Origin of the sequence: Clostridium sp. (assembly GCF_029258205.1) — a bacterium.
Classification (GTDB): Bacteria; Bacillota; Clostridia; order Clostridiales; family Clostridiaceae; genus Sarcina.
This window is the reverse complement of record NZ_JARHZJ010000091.1, coordinates 1-15,751: the sequence shown is the minus strand read 5'-3', so window position 1 is coordinate 15,751 and position 15,751 is coordinate 1. Positions and strand designations below refer to the sequence as shown.

11 protein-coding genes and 1 pseudogene are annotated in these 15,751 nt (G+C 27.0%); 10 read left to right on the top strand and 2 right to left on the bottom strand.

The window, feature by feature from the left end:
• The first annotated feature begins 42 nt into the window (after nucleotides 1-42).
• From Q1J60_RS11455 to Q1J60_RS11435, 5 genes are all read left to right on the top strand, one after another.
• The gene (locus Q1J60_RS11455) at nucleotides 43-534 is read left to right on the top strand and encodes a hypothetical protein (RefSeq protein WP_300262308.1); all 492 of its coding nucleotides are present in this window, start codon (nucleotides 43-45) and stop codon (nucleotides 532-534) included.
• Between the two features lie 137 nt (nucleotides 535-671).
• Nucleotides 672-1,592, top strand: a complete 921-nt coding sequence (locus Q1J60_RS11450; RefSeq protein ID WP_300262305.1) for a flippase-like domain-containing protein — start codon at nucleotides 672-674, stop codon at nucleotides 1,590-1,592.
• A gap of 256 nt (nucleotides 1,593-1,848) precedes the next feature.
• Entirely contained in the window at nucleotides 1,849-4,404 is a 2,556-nt protein-coding gene (gene mprF, locus Q1J60_RS11445) for a bifunctional lysylphosphatidylglycerol flippase/synthetase MprF (RefSeq protein ID WP_300262303.1), read from the top strand.
• A 174-nt stretch (nucleotides 4,405-4,578) separates the two neighbouring features.
• Nucleotides 4,579-5,574, top strand: coding sequence for a Gfo/Idh/MocA family protein (locus tag Q1J60_RS11440; RefSeq protein WP_300262354.1), 996 nt, complete (start codon nucleotides 4,579-4,581; stop codon nucleotides 5,572-5,574).
• A gap of 61 nt (nucleotides 5,575-5,635) precedes the next feature.
• Nucleotides 5,636-5,842 (top strand): heavy-metal-associated domain-containing protein, encoded by a 207-nt coding sequence (locus tag Q1J60_RS11435; RefSeq protein WP_300262300.1) that lies wholly within the window; start codon nucleotides 5,636-5,638, stop codon nucleotides 5,840-5,842.
• Between the two features lie 246 nt (nucleotides 5,843-6,088).
• Here Q1J60_RS11435 and Q1J60_RS11430 read toward each other — a convergent pair whose 3' ends face one another.
• Nucleotides 6,089-6,298, bottom strand: coding sequence for a cold-shock protein (locus tag Q1J60_RS11430; protein ID WP_300262297.1), 210 nt, complete (start codon nucleotides 6,296-6,298; stop codon nucleotides 6,089-6,091).
• Between the two features lie 268 nt (nucleotides 6,299-6,566).
• Here Q1J60_RS11430 and Q1J60_RS13065 point away from each other — a divergent pair.
• From Q1J60_RS13065 to Q1J60_RS11410, 3 genes and pseudogenes are all read left to right on the top strand, one after another.
• Nucleotides 6,567-7,339 (top strand): annotated as a pseudogene (locus Q1J60_RS13065) (YdcF family protein).
• A 570-nt stretch (nucleotides 7,340-7,909) separates the two neighbouring features.
• Nucleotides 7,910-9,247, top strand: a complete 1,338-nt coding sequence (gene mgtE / locus Q1J60_RS11415) for a magnesium transporter (RefSeq protein WP_300262292.1) — start codon at nucleotides 7,910-7,912, stop codon at nucleotides 9,245-9,247.
• A 29-nt stretch (nucleotides 9,248-9,276) separates the two neighbouring features.
• Nucleotides 9,277-9,441, top strand: coding sequence for a hypothetical protein (locus tag Q1J60_RS11410; RefSeq protein ID WP_300262289.1), 165 nt, complete (start codon nucleotides 9,277-9,279; stop codon nucleotides 9,439-9,441).
• 58 nt (nucleotides 9,442-9,499) lie between these two features.
• On the opposite strand, the gene Q1J60_RS11405 is transcribed toward Q1J60_RS11410, so the two are convergent.
• Complete coding sequence (locus Q1J60_RS11405; RefSeq protein WP_300262287.1) at nucleotides 9,500-10,948, bottom strand: MFS transporter; 1,449 nt, start codon at nucleotides 10,946-10,948, stop codon at nucleotides 9,500-9,502.
• A 340-nt stretch (nucleotides 10,949-11,288) separates the two neighbouring features.
• On the opposite strand from Q1J60_RS11405, the gene Q1J60_RS11400 reads away from it, so the two are divergent.
• Complete coding sequence (locus Q1J60_RS11400) at nucleotides 11,289-11,972, top strand: superoxide dismutase (RefSeq protein WP_300262284.1); 684 nt, start codon at nucleotides 11,289-11,291, stop codon at nucleotides 11,970-11,972.
• A gap of 174 nt (nucleotides 11,973-12,146) precedes the next feature.
• The gene (locus Q1J60_RS11395; RefSeq protein WP_300262281.1) at nucleotides 12,147-15,152 is read left to right on the top strand and encodes a beta-N-acetylglucosaminidase domain-containing protein; all 3,006 of its coding nucleotides are present in this window, start codon (nucleotides 12,147-12,149) and stop codon (nucleotides 15,150-15,152) included.
• The last annotated feature ends 599 nt before the right edge of the window (nucleotides 15,153-15,751 follow it).

Genomic DNA, 15,751 nt, shown 5'->3' with positions numbered 1-15,751 from the left:
AGTATATAATTATATAAACAGAAATAGATAGGGGGTAATTTTTTGGGGAAAAAGAAGGGATTCACTATTGTGAGTATAATGCTTATTCTTGGAGTTCTTGTTTTTAGTTTTATTAAACAAAATACTTTTTTTAAAATGAAGGAAAGTAAAGTAATAGCAATGAAATACTATATGAATAAAGAAAGAAGTGAAAATTACTATAATTTACCTAGTAGTCTAGAGAAAAAGAGTATTGAAGAGGTAGTAAACATTTTAAATGAGAGTGATATTAAGGAAAAAAAGAATTTTGCACCAATAACTGATAGTGATAGGAAATTATATATTTTTTTAAGTAGTAGTGATGTAATTGTTATAAATAATAATAGTATAGATAAAGAGAAGTATATAGTTGAATATCCAAATTACTCAATTTTAGGTGCTAGTAGTAAATCAAAATATGTGGTAATAAACTCAGATAGTTTAAAAAATGTATTCTTAAATATAGAGGATTATTTTAAGGGCACAAACTCTTTTGAAGAGAGGATAAAAGTATAGAAGTTTTTTATATAATAATTTTATATTAATAAAAGCGATTTAAAAATTTTTTGAATCGCTTTTAATTTTGAATTTTATTTGATTTAATGTAAAATAATATTAATTACGTGTTAATAAATGCAAAGGGGAGAAAAAATTTGAAGATTAAATTAAACAATAGAGTTAAGCTTTTTTTAAAGATAACTTTTATAGTAGTAGTATTAGTTTTAGTGGCCTTTGGATTTAAAAATATGTTTGAAGAATTTAATATTACCTATTTTAATATGTATAGAGATAGGTTGCATTTTTTACAACTAATGTTAATTTCTATAGCTGGTATTATTGCATATATGCCTTTATCTACTTATGATTTCATTTTAAAAAAGAATGTTGGTATAGATATTAATAATAGAAAATTATATAAATATTCTTGGATAGCAAGTTCAATTGCAAGTTTACTTGGATTTGGAGGAGCTACATCATTAGCTTTTAAGCAATATTTTTATGGGAGTCATGTAAAGGATAAAAAGAAGCTTTTAAAAGAAATAGGAAAAATCATATTTTTAAACTTAACTGGATTGTCTGTATTATGTATAATTTATATTCTCTTAGAATTTAAGGATATAAAAAATTTAGGGATTATAAAATATGTAGTATACGGAGTTTCAGCATATGCTCCTTTGGTTATTATAAATTCATTATATAATTATAAAAAGAAAAAGGCTGAAGAAGGATTCACCTTAAAAGTTGTAGGAATATCCTTTGTGGAGTGGACCTTAAATATGATGCTTATATATTTAATCTTAGCTATTACAGGGGCTCATATAAAGTTGACAGAATATTTTTATGTATATGTAAGAGCTACAGCTATTGGTATAGTAAGTATGATACCTGGAGGTTTTGGAACTTTTGATTTAACATTTATAGATGGCTTTAAAGGATTAGGAGTGCCTATAGAACAAACTTTTTTAGTAATAATACTTTATAGGATAAGTTATTTTATATTGCCTGCAGCAATAGGGGTAATTCTATATATTCATGATTTTGGAATGAATTTTAAAGCTTTAGTAAAAAAATAATAAGGATTAAATTTAAAAATATTAAGAGGATATATTAAAATATAATAATAAAATTATTTTGATATATGACTATTTTCATCATATTTTAAGGTGAAAATAAGGAAAGCGAAATATTAAAGTAATATTTATAAAGTAAAATTATATAAGAGAAATAATTCTTACATTTTTGTAATGTAAATGAAATATTAATCAATGGATTTTTAAGGAAGATAAAGTGTATAATAAAATTGTATTTTAAACATAGGGAGGATAAAAGGTGAAGTTAAATATAAAGATAAGTGATAAGTTAAAATTATTTTTTAAGATAGCATTTGTTTCCGTAGTAATATTATTTATAGTTAGGGAATTTACTTCAGTATTTAAAAATTTCAATTCAGAATATTTCTTTATGTATAGAAATAAACTAGATTTTTTAAATCTATTAATAATTGCAGCATTAGGTATAATTTCTTATATTCCGTTATCTTTTTACGATTTTATTTTAAAGAGAAAAGTTGGAATAAGATTGAAGAATAGGAAACTATATAAGTATTCTTGGATAGCAAGTTCAATTGCAAGTTTACTTGGATTTGGAGGAGCTACATCATTAGCTTTTAAACAGTATTTTTATGGTGATTATGTAGATGATAAAAAGAAATTATTAAAAGAAATTGGTAAAATAGTAGCCTTGAATTTAACAGGATTATCAATAGTCTGTTGTACATATATGGGGATTCAAATATCTTCATGGAATAACTTAGGAATAATAAAATATGCCATAGGAATAATATCATTATATGCACCAGGTTTTATAATTTACTCAGCTTATAAATATAGCAAGACAAGGAATAAGTTAGAGTTTTTTAGTACTTTAGGTATTATATTCATATCATTTTTAGAGTGGCTTACAACAATAATTTTAATTTATGCGACTTTAAGAATAACAGGAGCAAAGATAGGTATTACTACTTTCTTACCAATATATATTGAGGCAGCTGTTATAGGTATAATTAGTATGATTCCAGGAGGAATTGGTACTTTTGACTTAAGTTTTATGAATGGATTAGAAGGAGTAGGTATTCCTATAGAGCAAACCTTATTAGTTATAATACTTTACAGAATAAGTTATTTTATAGTTCCAGCTCTTATAGGTGTATTACTTTTTGTCCATGATTTCGGTGGAAAAATAAATAAAAAGTTCAATGGATTGCCTTATGAGATAGTTTCTAAGGTGGCTTATAAGATAATGGTGTCTTTAGTATTTATATCAGGAGCTATTATGGTTTTATCCAATATAGCACCTCAATATTTATTAAAGATAAAATTATTAAAAGAAATTTTAGGTAAACAGGTATTAGGTTTATCAATTGGAATGAGCGTATTATTAGGATTTTTGATAATGCTTGCAGCTCTTATGATGAAATATAGAGCTAAAAGTATTTATAAAGCAAGTATTATTTTGCTTATATTAGGAATAATATTGTCATTAACAAATGGAATTAATCCTTATGAATTAGTATTTTTAGTTATTGTAGCTTACCTTTTATATTTAAGTAAGAGAATGTTCTACAGAGATAGTTTTGTTGTAAGTTGTAAAAATACCTTAATAGATTCAGGTATTTTAATTGCATCTTTTTCAATTTATTTCTTTATTTTAATTACTTTTGGGAAACATATTAAATATGTTGGGATAGTTCATAAAATGCCTTACAAGATGGCATATAAATTTGGATTTATAGCTTTTGCTTTAGTAACTATAATATATGTAACTATTTACTTTTTAAATATAAGAAGAAAAATTCCTGTTAAGACTTTTGATGAATGTAGAGAATATGTGGAAAATATAATAGAAGAATACAAGGGTGATTCACTAACTCATTTAGTATTTCTAAATGATAAGTATGTTTATTTAAATGAAGATAAGGATATTTTTATTCAATATGAAGTCTATGGAGATAAACTTTTTGTTTTAGGAAATCCTGTAGGAAATAGTGAAAATTTATTTAAGGAAATAGAAAAGTTTTGTGAGTATGCTGATAACTATGGTTATACACCAGTATTTTATCAGGTTAATGAAGAAATGATAAGTTATCTTCACTCCAATGGGTATGATTTTATGAAAATTGGAGAAGAAGCTAAGGTTGATGTAAAAGAATTTAAAGTTGTAGGAAACAAAATGAAAAGTTTAAAAACTTCAAGAAGTAAGGTGACTAAGGAAGGTTATACTTTCCATATTGTTGAACCACCTTTTTCAAAGGAATTTTTAGATTCTTTAAGAGAAATATCAGATGAATGGTTAGATGGAAGAAAAGAAAAAGGATTTTCAGTAGGGTTCTTTGATGAGGATTATTTAAATAAAGCTCCTATAGCCATTTTAAAGGATGCTGAGGGGGAAATAAAAGCCTTTGCTAATATTATGTATATGTATGATAATGAAAGTTTCTCAGTTGATTTAATGAGATTTAGCAAAAATACTCCAAGAGGAGTTATGGATTTTATGTTCATAAGTTTAATTGAGTATGGAAAAGAAAAGGGTTATAAGATATTCAACATGGGAATGGCTCCTTTAGCTAATGTGGGTTTATCTAAATATGCTTTCTGGAATGAAAAGTTAGCCCTTCAATTTTATGAAAATGGACAATCACTTTATTCATTTAAAGGATTAAGACGCTTTAAAGAGAAGTTTTGTCATAATTGGGAGTATAAATATATTGCTTACAGAAGAAATACATCCATACTAATAACAGTAATACAAGCAGCTATAGTTTGTTCAAGAAACAGAAATTTAGATGAAAGTATATTTATAAGAAACTTAAAAAGTATAATTAAATAAAAAATTATATTTTAACATAGGAATTGTTTTTAGAATTTTACTTATACATATATTAATTAAAAATAAAATATATGATTTTTAAAAGGACCTAATAATTGGTCCTTTTATTTAGTTTTAAATAACTTTTGATTTAAGTAGGTTATTAGTTTAAAATAAGTTTAAATAAGACACTTTATATTAAAAAAAGGAGCTAAGAAAATGAAAAAACTTAAATGGGGAATATTAGGACCTGGAAATATAGCTAGAGATTTTGCACAGGCTTTAAATAGAGTTAATGGAGAGGTTTATGCAGTAGCTTCTAGAAGTAAGGAAAGAGCAGAAAAATTTGCTAAGGAAAATAATGTTAAGAAAGCTTATGGAAGTTATGATGAGATCATAAAAGATGAAGATATAGATGTAGTATATATAGCAACACCACACAGTAATCATTATGAGTATATTATAAAAAGTTTAAATAATAATAAGCATGTTCTATGCGAAAAGGCTATAACTGTAAATCAAAAAGAGTTAGAAGAAGCTTTAAAAATAGCAAGAAAGAAAAATTTAGTTTTAGAAGAAGCAATGACTCTATTTCATATGCCATTATATGAAAAGGTTATAAAGAAAATAAATAATGAAGATTTAGGAAAAGTTAATATGGTTCAAGTTTCCTTTGGAAGCTTTAAAGAATATGATGAAAATAACAGATTCTTTAATCTTGATTTAGCTGGAGGAGCACTTTTAGATATTGGAACTTATGCCTTATCCTTTGCAAGATACTTTTTATCTAGCATGCCAGAGGAAATCTTAAGTACAGTTAAGAAATCTAGTACTGGTGTAGATGAGCAGTCAGGAATAATATTAAAGACAAAGGAAGAGGAAATGGCAGTTATATCACTAGCATTTAGATCTAAAATGCCTAAGAGAGGAATTGTTTCTTGCGACAATGGATTTATAACAATTGATAATTTTCCAAGAGCTAATAAGGCAACCATAAACTACCTGGATGGAACAGTGGAAGGTATAGAGTGTGGAGAAGAGGAAAAGGCCTTAGATTATGAAGTTAGCTTTATGGAATCTAGAATAAATGAGAATAAAGATTCTAAGAGTATAGAGTTAACATATGATGTTACAAAAATTATGAATAAGCTAAGAAAAGATTGGGAAATTATTTATCCATTTGAAAAATAAATATTAAAAGCTGAGATTACACATACTATTTTTTAACATTAGTTTGAAAGGAGAATTTAGTATGGAGAAAATTAATTGTTTAGTAGATGGCTTAGGAAGCTCTGTAAATAAGACTCAAGTTAAAAATGCTTTAGAAAATTTAGAAGGTGTTCAAAATGTATGTGTAGATGTAGATAGAGGAAGTATAGAAGTTATGTTTAATGAGCATACAAGTAAAAGTGAAATTGAAAACTGCATAGAAAACACAGGATTTTCTATAAGAAGTTAGTAAAATTTTTTTTGAAAGAAGATTTATTAAAAGCTATAATAAATCTTATAAAAATATTCCGAGTAATCACTATAAATTATTAGTGTAAATTTACTCGGAATATTTTATTAAAACTTTGAAACTTGCTTAACTTATAATAATTTAAACTTTTCAATGTAAAATCTTAAATTCTAAAATTTATTTAGAATTCTCTTAATATTATGTATAAGTTTTAGGTTTTTAGTTATGCTGAAGCTTCTTTAGTTTTTATAGCTTTTGAACGTTAATAGCTATTGGTCCTTTTTCACCTTCACTTATATCAAAAGAAACATTTTCACCTTCATGTAAATCTTTTTCAGTTCCTTTTTCCTTAACTTGTGATATATGTACAAACACATCATTACCTTCGTCACAAGAAATAAAGCCATAGCCTTTCTCTTGATTAAACCATTTTACTATTCCAGTTCTACTACTCATAAATACATCTCCTTAAATTTAAAAAGTCTAAACATTAATATTATTTCATATAATATGAAATTTAAACATATTTCTTTTAGAATTTTAGTTTTAGTTCTATCTTAAAATTTAAGTTGATTTTAATATGTTTTCTTAAAAAGTAATTTATCGTGAAAATACAAGAGTAAATTTAGTGGATTTTTACGTAAATTTGTAATATTATTGTATATAGTTTATTAGAAAGTTTTGGTAAAATTTTTATATTAAGAATTTAAGAAAGGAGATTAATATGAAGAATTTAGTTATTAAGTTTATTTCAATTTTTATAGGAATGATATCAATAGCATATTACATCTTAGTTAATATTTTAAGTGGAAAGACAACATTTAGCTTTTTTTACTTAATATTAGGCGTAAGTATTATATTATACACTCTTTTAATAAATAAGCTTTTAAAATTACAATGGTTTAAAAAGGTGCATAAGCCTATAAAATTTTTAACTCTTATATGCATAAGTCTATTTATAATAATAGAAAGTGCAATAATTTTCTATCCTAAAAAATCCTTAAAGCTTTGTGATTATATAGTTGTTTTAGGGGCTGGAATAAGGGGAGAAAATTTACTGCCACATTAAAAGACAGGCTAGATAAGACCATAGAATATTTAGAGAAAACTGGGTATACTGGAGACATTATAGTGTCTGGTGGACAAGGACCTGGTGAAAGTATAACTGAGGCTTGTGCAATGGAAAAATATTTGGTTGAAAATGGAGTACCAAAAGATAAAATTGTCCTTGAAAATAAAGCTACTAGTACATATGAAAATTTAAAATATTCTAAGGGAATCATAGAAAACTTAAGTGGAAAGCCTATAAAAGATTTAGATATTTTAGTTGTTACAACGGATTTCCATGCTATGAGGAGTAATCTTTTAGCAAAAAGGAATGGATATGATGATGTTTATTTATATACTAACAAAACTCAGTGGTATTTAGTGCCCTCTATGTATGCAAGAGAATTTTTCGCATTTGGTAAATCATACTTATTTGATAAGAGCATTTAACTTTAATAAATATTGAAACTTTAATTATTTAATTTAATTTAAATTAGATATGGTTATGATTAAAATCAAGGATAACTTATAATATAGAATTAAAGTGAAAAGCAGATTAGAAAAAAACTAATCTGCTTTTTGATTTAGCATGTAGTTACATGAATAAAATGTAAAAGGAGAATCACAACATAAAGAAACAAATTACAGGTTATATAGTTTAAGAATATTCATAGAAGATCCTACATGCTTGTGTAAAATAAGAAAAAGTGAGGTTAAAAATTATTAAATTATAATTTTTATTATTATATATTTATGAACTATTTTTATAAAATATTACAAAATATAAAAAAACTATAAATTTTTTTATTTACAAATTATTTGAAAATAGTTAATATGATATATAGAAATGATATTTTTATTGCACTTTGGAGGTGGTATGAATGGAAAGCGTTCCCCCTAGTAGGAACTTAAGATTAAAATTAAAAATAAGAGGAATGTTACATTTATATATACCTTTAAGCAGTAAATTATACTATAGATAGGTATTATTCCTCTTGTTTAAAGAAAAGAGGAAATGATATGAATAAAAGAATAACAAAAGAAAAACTAAAGGATATTTTAGCTAAATATCCAACTAACAAATTTGATTCTCTAGATGATATACATCCAGCTGATATATTGGATTTATTAGAAGAGAATAAGGAAAATATTAATCTTATAAAAAAACTTCCAGAAAATATGATTGCTGATATTATAGATTTTGCGAAGGATGATGAAAAGATAAATATATTAAAAAGTTTACCTGAAGAAAAGAAGAAGAGTGTTTTAAATTTAATAGCTTCAGATGAACTTACAGACCTTATGGCAAGTCTAGATCGTGAAGAAACTAGTAAATTACTTTCAAGTATGTCAGTTCAAGATGCTAAGGATTTAAGAAAATTATTGACATATGCACCAGATACAGCTGGTGGTGTAATGGCTACAGAGTTTATTTCAATAAAGGATACTATGAGCGTAAAAGAAACCTTAGAGTATCTTCAATTAGAAGCTCCAAAGGCTGAATCAGCTTATTACATATATGTGGTTGATGATTTAGGAATATTACAAGGAGTAGTTTCTTTAAGAGAACTTGTAATAAGCAAGTTTGACGAAAAAATTTCAGAAATTGTGAATAAAAATGTAATAAGTGTTCCTTTTGATATGGACCAAGAAGAGGTTGCAAATATATTTGATAAATATGGACTTTTAACAATACCTGTTGTTGATTATAAAGATATGCTTTTAGGTATAATAACAATTGATGATGTTATTGAAATTATAAAAGAAGAAACAACAGAGGATATACACCGTCTAGGAGGTGTAGATGGAGAAGAAAAAGTTGATAGTACTGTACGTGAGTCTGTAAAAAGTAGATTGCCATGGCTATTTGTTAACTTAATAACTGCTTTCTTAGCTTCTGCTACTGTTGGACTTTTTGAAGGAACTATTAGTAAGGTTGTAATTTTGGCTACATTCATGCCTATTGTTGCAGGTATGGGTGGAAATGGAGGAACTCAAACCTTAACAATTATAGTAAGAGGTATAGCTTTAGGAGAATTAACTTTTAAAAATGCAAAGAGAATTTTCTTTAAGGAAATTGGAGTTGGTATTTTAACAGGAGCTGCTACTGGATTAGTAACTGCAATAGTTGCTGTTTTGTGGTCAGGAAAACCTGCAATTGGAATAGTAATAGGATTAGCTATGATATTAAATATGACTGCTGCTACCTTTGCTGGATACTTAGTGCCAGTTGTTTTAAAGAAATTAAAAATAGATCCAGCTTTAGCTTCTGCTGTGTTTGTTACAACAGTAACTGATGTATGTGGATTTTTCTTTTTCTTAGGTTTAGGAACTTTATTCTTACCATATTTAATTTAGATTATTATTTTATTAAGAGGATGGAATTGATGAAGAAGAGTTTTAGAAATAAAAACATTTTATTAGTGATAATCTTATCACTTTTAGTATTTGTAGGAGGAGATATTTATTTTAGTAATCCTGATAATTTAGCAAAATTAGAGGTTTTAGATAATCCTCAAGGAATAATTAGTATACAAGAAACTAATAATTAAAAAGGTGCTGTATCAAAGTGATTTTAATAAAAACTTTGATACAGCACCTTTTATTTTGTTACTTTTTATTTTTTTTAGAGTGAATATATTCAGCTATAGAAATTATAAGACAAATAAAACATAAAATAGCAACTAAAATATAAACAAATCTCATTCCAGAAATAAATATATCAGGTCTATTAGGAATGGACCCTAAAACTCTAAAGCCAGATAATTTACTCATTTTTGCATATAAAATAGAAGTTGAAGCTGCTACTCCAAATGCAAGACCTAAATTTCTTATTAAGGCATTAGTACCTCCCGCTATTCCAAGTTTATTTTTAGGAACAGATGACATTATAAGGTTTGTATTTGGAGATTGGAATAGTCCATTTGAAAAACCTAATAAAGATAACATAAGGAATATTGCTGTTTCACTTGAATTACTATTTAATGAGGATAATAGAATCATTGAAATTCCTGTTAAAAATAATCCTATTAAAGTAAGTATTTTACTTCCTATTTTATCTGATAATGTTCCACTAAGTGGTGCAATAACGAACAATACAATTGGATAAGCTGTCATTATAAATGAAATTTTTCCAGCGTTATATCCTAAAATGTCATTTAAGTAAAATGGTTGAATAACATTAATTGTATTTATTGCAGTAAAGGAAATAAATGCGCATATTAAGCTTACTGAGAATATTGGTTTTTTAAATAAACTTAAATTAAGCATAGGATTTTTTGTTTTGTTCTCAAAGATTAAGAAGAAAGCAAGAATAATAAGTCCAATTATTAATCCTAAGATTACATATATGCTAGTAAAGCCTAGGTGTTGGCTAATTAATATTGATGTAAATATAAGGATTGTAGCAATGAAAAACATTATTGCTCCAGGTTTATCCATTGATTGAGATTCCTTAGGAATTCTTATTGGTAGATATTTTTTAGCAAATATGTAACATATTATACCTATAGGTACATTTATTAAGAAAATATAGTGCCAAGTGAAATATGTAACTATGAATCCACCTAATGCTGGTCCTAATATAGAACCTAAAGCAACAAAGGAACCAGATATACCTAAAGCTTTTCCTCTTTCCTTAGGAGAGAAAACATCTGTTATAATACCTTGGTTAGTTGCCATTAACATAGCAGCACCAATAGCTTGTACGACCCTAGATAATACTAGAATAGGAAGTGATGGAGATATTCCACAAAGTAATGATCCAAGAACAAATATTAAAATCCCTTTTGTAAATACTGAACTTTTTGAATGCATATCTCCTAATCTACCAAAGATTAAAATAGATGCAGAAATTATTATTAAATATGAACTTACAATCCATTCAGTTCCAGCCATAGTTGTTCCTAACTCTCTTTGAAGAATTGGAAGAGCTACGTTAACTATGCTACTATCTAAACATGCCATAAATGGTTGCATTACTAATACTGCTAATATAAACCATCTATTTTTATAGACTAAATCTTCTGTGTTTTTAGAGTTTTCATTAGCATTATTCACTTAATCATCTCCTTTATTAAATTTTAGTGAATTTTTGTTAAACATTAACTATACAATTATAAAACGATAAAATTTTATTGTCAAAATTAAATGAAATCTAAGTATATGTTATTATTAGGATAAAATTGTTATAACATATATCAAGTAAATAAGTTGCATAAATAGAGGTCTTAGTATGTTTAATATATTTTTTTACCTTAATAATTGTTTTAGGTATATTTTTTATTAGCTATTATATATTTAAAACTTAAATTTTACAAAGTATTAAATTAAAAAATAAATATAAAAATAGGTATTGGGAAAAATAATAATAAATTATTTCAAAAATGAGGAGGTAAAAATGAAAAATAATTTTTTAAAGCACAAAAAAAATCCATTAATGTATCCAGCTTATTGTGGATCATCTTCAACTAAAGGGGAAGGTTTTAAATTAAAACCTTTAGATTATTCTTATGATTCTTTAGAGCCATCAATAGATGAAGAAACAGTAAAAATTCATCACGATAAACACCAACAAGCATATGTTGATAAGTTAAATAAAGCTTTAGAAAAACATCCTGAGCTTTATGGTAAAAGTTTATATGATATCTTAAGCAATTTAGATGATATGCCAGAAGATATTATGGCTGACTTAGTAAATCAAGGTGGTGGAGTTTATAATCATGAATTCTACTGGAGCATTTTAGGAAAAGGCTCCAATAGACCAGTTGCTGAAATAGCAGATGCTATAGATAGAGATTTTGGTTCTTTTGAAAAATTTAAAGAGAAATTTAAACAATGTGGGATCTCTACCTTTGGTTCTGGTTGGGCATGGTTAGTTAGTGATAAAGATGGAAAATTAGAAATTATATCAACTAAGGATCAATCAACTCCTATTTCTTTAGGATTAATTCCTATATTAACAATGGACGTTTGGGAACATGCATATTACCTAAAATATCAAAATAAACGTCCAGAATATATAGATTATTTTTTCGATATTATAAATTGGAAAAAGTGTGAAGAATATTATAAAAATAGATAATGAAACATATGATAAAAATATATAATGAATTATAGAAAGAGCGTGTATCAAAGTAAGGTTTATTGAAAAATTATTTTGATACACGTCTTTTTAAACTCCAATTTTTTTAACTATTTACATAAACTGTAAACAATATTATAATTGTAATGTAAATATTTTGAAGTAGGAGGGACTATGAAAAGAAAAATGCTTAAAAGACTTTTAACTTCAGCTTTTGCTTGTATGTTTATTGCAAATGGATTAATAACTACTACTGTAAGAGCTGTAGAGCCTAAAACTGGAGAGGAAGAACAGGTTTTAGTTCCAAATTTAAATCCAATACCAGAAAATTTAGAGGTTGTAGGAGATGGATTTAAGATAACTTCTTCTATAAATTTAGTTGGTGTAGAAGAGGCAGATGAGAATGCAGTAAATGCTTTAAGGGAATTTTTAACTGCAAACAACATAGAAGTAAATAGTGAAAATGATCCAAATTCAACTACTCTTATAATAGGTGAGGTTGATGATAATATCCCAGAGCTAGATCAAGCTTTAAATGGAACTACAGCAGAAGATTTAAAAGAAGAGGGATATGCTTTAGTTTCAAATGATGGAAAAATAGCTATTGAGGGTAAAGATGGAGATGGAACTTTCTATGGAGTTCAAACATTTAAGCAATTAGTTAAGGAATCTAATATACCGGAAGTAAATATAACTGATTATCCAACAGTTAGTGCTAGGGGGATTGTAGAAGGCTTTTATGGAACGCCTTGGACACATCAAGATAGATTAGATCAAATTGAATTTTATGGAGAAAATAAGTTAAACACATATATTTATGCTCCTAAAGATGATCCATATCACAGAGAAAAATGGAGAGAGCCATATCCAAAAAGTGAAATGCAAAGAATGCAAGAACTTATAAATGCTTCTGCTGAAAATAAGGTTGATTTTGTTTTTGGTATTTCTCCAGGAATAGACATAAGATTTGATGGGAAAGCAGGAGAAGAAGATTTTAAGCACTTAATAACAAAGGCAGAGTCTTTATATAAAATGGGAGTAAGAAGCTTTGCAATATACTGGGATGATATTAAAGATAAAAGTGCAGCTAAACATGCTCAAGTGTTAAATAAATTTAACGAAGAGTTTGTAAAGGTTAAAGGGGATGTAAAACCCTTAATAACAGTTCCAACAGAATATGATACTGGAGCTATGGTAAGTAATGGACAGCCTAGAGCGTATACTAGAATTTTTGCAGAAACCGTTGATCCTAGCATAGAAGTTATGTGGACTGGTCCTGGAGTTGTTACAAATGAAATTCCTTTAAGTGATGCAAAGCTTATAAGTGGAATATACAATAGAAATATGGCTGTATGGTGGAATTATCCAGTAACAGATTATTTTAAAGGCAAACTTGCTTTAGGACCAATGCATGGATTAGACAAAGGATTAAGTCAATATGTAAATTTTTTCACTGTAAATCCAATGGAACATGCTGAGCTTTCAAAGATATCAATACACACAGCTGCAGACTATAGCTGGAATATGGATAACTATGATTATAATAAAGCTTGGAATAGAGCAATCGATATGCTTTATGGTGATTTAGCAGAAGATATGAAGGTATTTGCAAATCATTCAACAAGAATGGATAATAAAACTTGGGCTAAATCAGGAAGAGAAGATGCTCCAGAACTTAGAGCTAAAATGGATGAACTTTGGAATAAATTATCTTCTAAAGAGGATGCAAGTGATCTTATAGAAGAGTTATACGAAGAATTTGCAAGAATGGAAGAAGCTTGTAATAATCTAAAAGCAAATTTACCTAAAATTGCTTTAGAAGAATGCTCAGGACAACTTGATGAGCTTATCAATTTAGCACAAGGTGATAAAGCTTCATTAGATATGATTGTATCTCAATTAAATGGAAATACAGAGTCTTATGAAAGTGCTAAAGAAATTGCACAAAATAAATTAAATACAGCTCTAAGTAGCTTTGCAGTTATATCTGAAAAGGTTGCTCAATCATTTATACAAGAAGCTTTAAGTTTTGATTTAACATTAATAAATCCAAAAACAGTAAAGGTAACAGCTTCGTCAGAAGAGACTTCAGGTGAAAATGCACCAGCTTCCTTTGCTTCAGATGGTGATATAAATACTTTTTGGCATAGTAAATGGTCAGCACCTGCTCATGGAGGTCCTCATTATTTAACTTTAGAATTAGATAATGTGTATGAAATAAATAAAGTTAAATATGTCCCAAGACAAGATAGCAAAAATGGAAGAATAACAGGATACAAAGTATCTGTTAGTTTAGATGGAGAAAACTTTACAGAAGTTAAATCAGGAACTTTAGAAGATAACGCAGCTATTAAATTTATAGAATTCAATAGCGTTGAAGCTAAATATGTAAGATTAGATGTTACAGATACTGTTTCAGATCAAGCAAATGGTAGAGGAAAATTTGCTACTGCTGCAGAGCTTAATGTTCATGGTAAGTTAAAAGAAAATGCTGAGGTGACAGGAAGTTCATCTCTTGAAGCTTTAGATGAAGTTAAAGTTGGAGAAAACTTAGAAGTTGGAGTAGGCATAAACGAGTTAGCAAATTCAGAAGCTTTTGCTTATGATTTCACATTAAATTATGATGAAAATGCTTTTGAATATGTAGAATCAACTTCTGTAGATGGAGTATTTGTAAGTTCTAAGAAAATAGGAGATGGAAAGGTTAGAGTGCTTATAAGTTCTTTAACTGGCGAACCATTACCAGTTAAAGATGCTTTAGCAAAAGTTGTGCTAAGAGCAGAAGCTAGGGCTGAAGGAAGTAATTTAAGCGTAACAAATTCAAAAATTGGAGATGAAAAAGGCGTAGTTCATGAGATTATAGGAACTGAAAAAGTAGTCAATATAATTGAAGGAATTAGTCCAGAAATTATTGTAAATCCAGTAAGAGATTTTAAAGCATCAAAAATTAGTAAAAAAACTGTAACAGTAACTTGGACAGAACCAGAAACAACAGAAGGTTTAGAAGGATACATTCTTTATAAGGATGGCAAGAAGATAGCTGAAATAGGAAAAGATGAAACTTCATATACATTTAAAAAGTTAAATAGACACACAATCTATAACTTTAAGATTGCAGCTAAATATTCAAATGGTAAAGTTTCAAGAAAAGAAAGTCTAACTTTAAGAACTGCAAGATAGTAATACAAAATAATAATAGGTGTATCTCATTTTGAGATGCACCTATTATTAAATTAGATAGAATAGAAGAGTATATATTATTTTATTAAGTAGAAATATTATGAAATATATTTAATGGTATGACTTTTTTATGTATAAAGAAATATTGCTCTAAAAATAGAGAAATTTAAAATCAGTAAAATGTGATATAAAACACATTTTATGAATTTTGAATTTATTATATTTTAAAATATTTATTGAAAAGGGATAATAGATGAAAAATAAAAAAATTATTTCAATAATTTGGAAAAAAATATGAGAATTATTCTCAAATGTTGTAATAAAATAAAAAATATTGAGTTTTTTTAGAAAAATTTTTAGAAATATATTGTTACATCGCCATTGTTTTGTTAAAATATACGTGAGGGTAATTTAATATCCCATAGGGACAAAAAAAGTCCCAAGTTGTTAAGAGGAATAGATATAGTAAATTTTTACTATAAGTTATTTTTTAGGGAGGAGAAATGAATATGATGTATTCAAGCGAAGTTCAAGAAATGTGTGTAATTGCTAAAGGTCCAAACCATGGTCCAGCACCAATCCCTGTAGAAGGTAGATGG

Coding starts and splice junctions, on each gene's coding strand:
- Q1J60_RS11435 (WP_300262300.1), top strand. CDS start 5,636: ATGGAGAAAATTAATTGTTTAGTAGATGGCTTAGGAAGCTCTGTAAAT.
- Q1J60_RS11430 (WP_300262297.1), bottom strand. CDS start 6,298: ATGAGTAGTAGAACTGGAATAGTAAAATGGTTTAATCAAGAGAAAGGC.
- mgtE (WP_300262292.1), top strand. CDS start 7,910: ATGAATAAAAGAATAACAAAAGAAAAACTAAAGGATATTTTAGCTAAA.
- Q1J60_RS11410 (WP_300262289.1), top strand. CDS start 9,277: ATGAAGAAGAGTTTTAGAAATAAAAACATTTTATTAGTGATAATCTTA.
- Q1J60_RS11400 (WP_300262284.1), top strand. CDS start 11,289: ATGAAAAATAATTTTTTAAAGCACAAAAAAAATCCATTAATGTATCCA.
- Q1J60_RS11395 (WP_300262281.1), top strand. CDS start 12,147: ATGAAAAGAAAAATGCTTAAAAGACTTTTAACTTCAGCTTTTGCTTGT.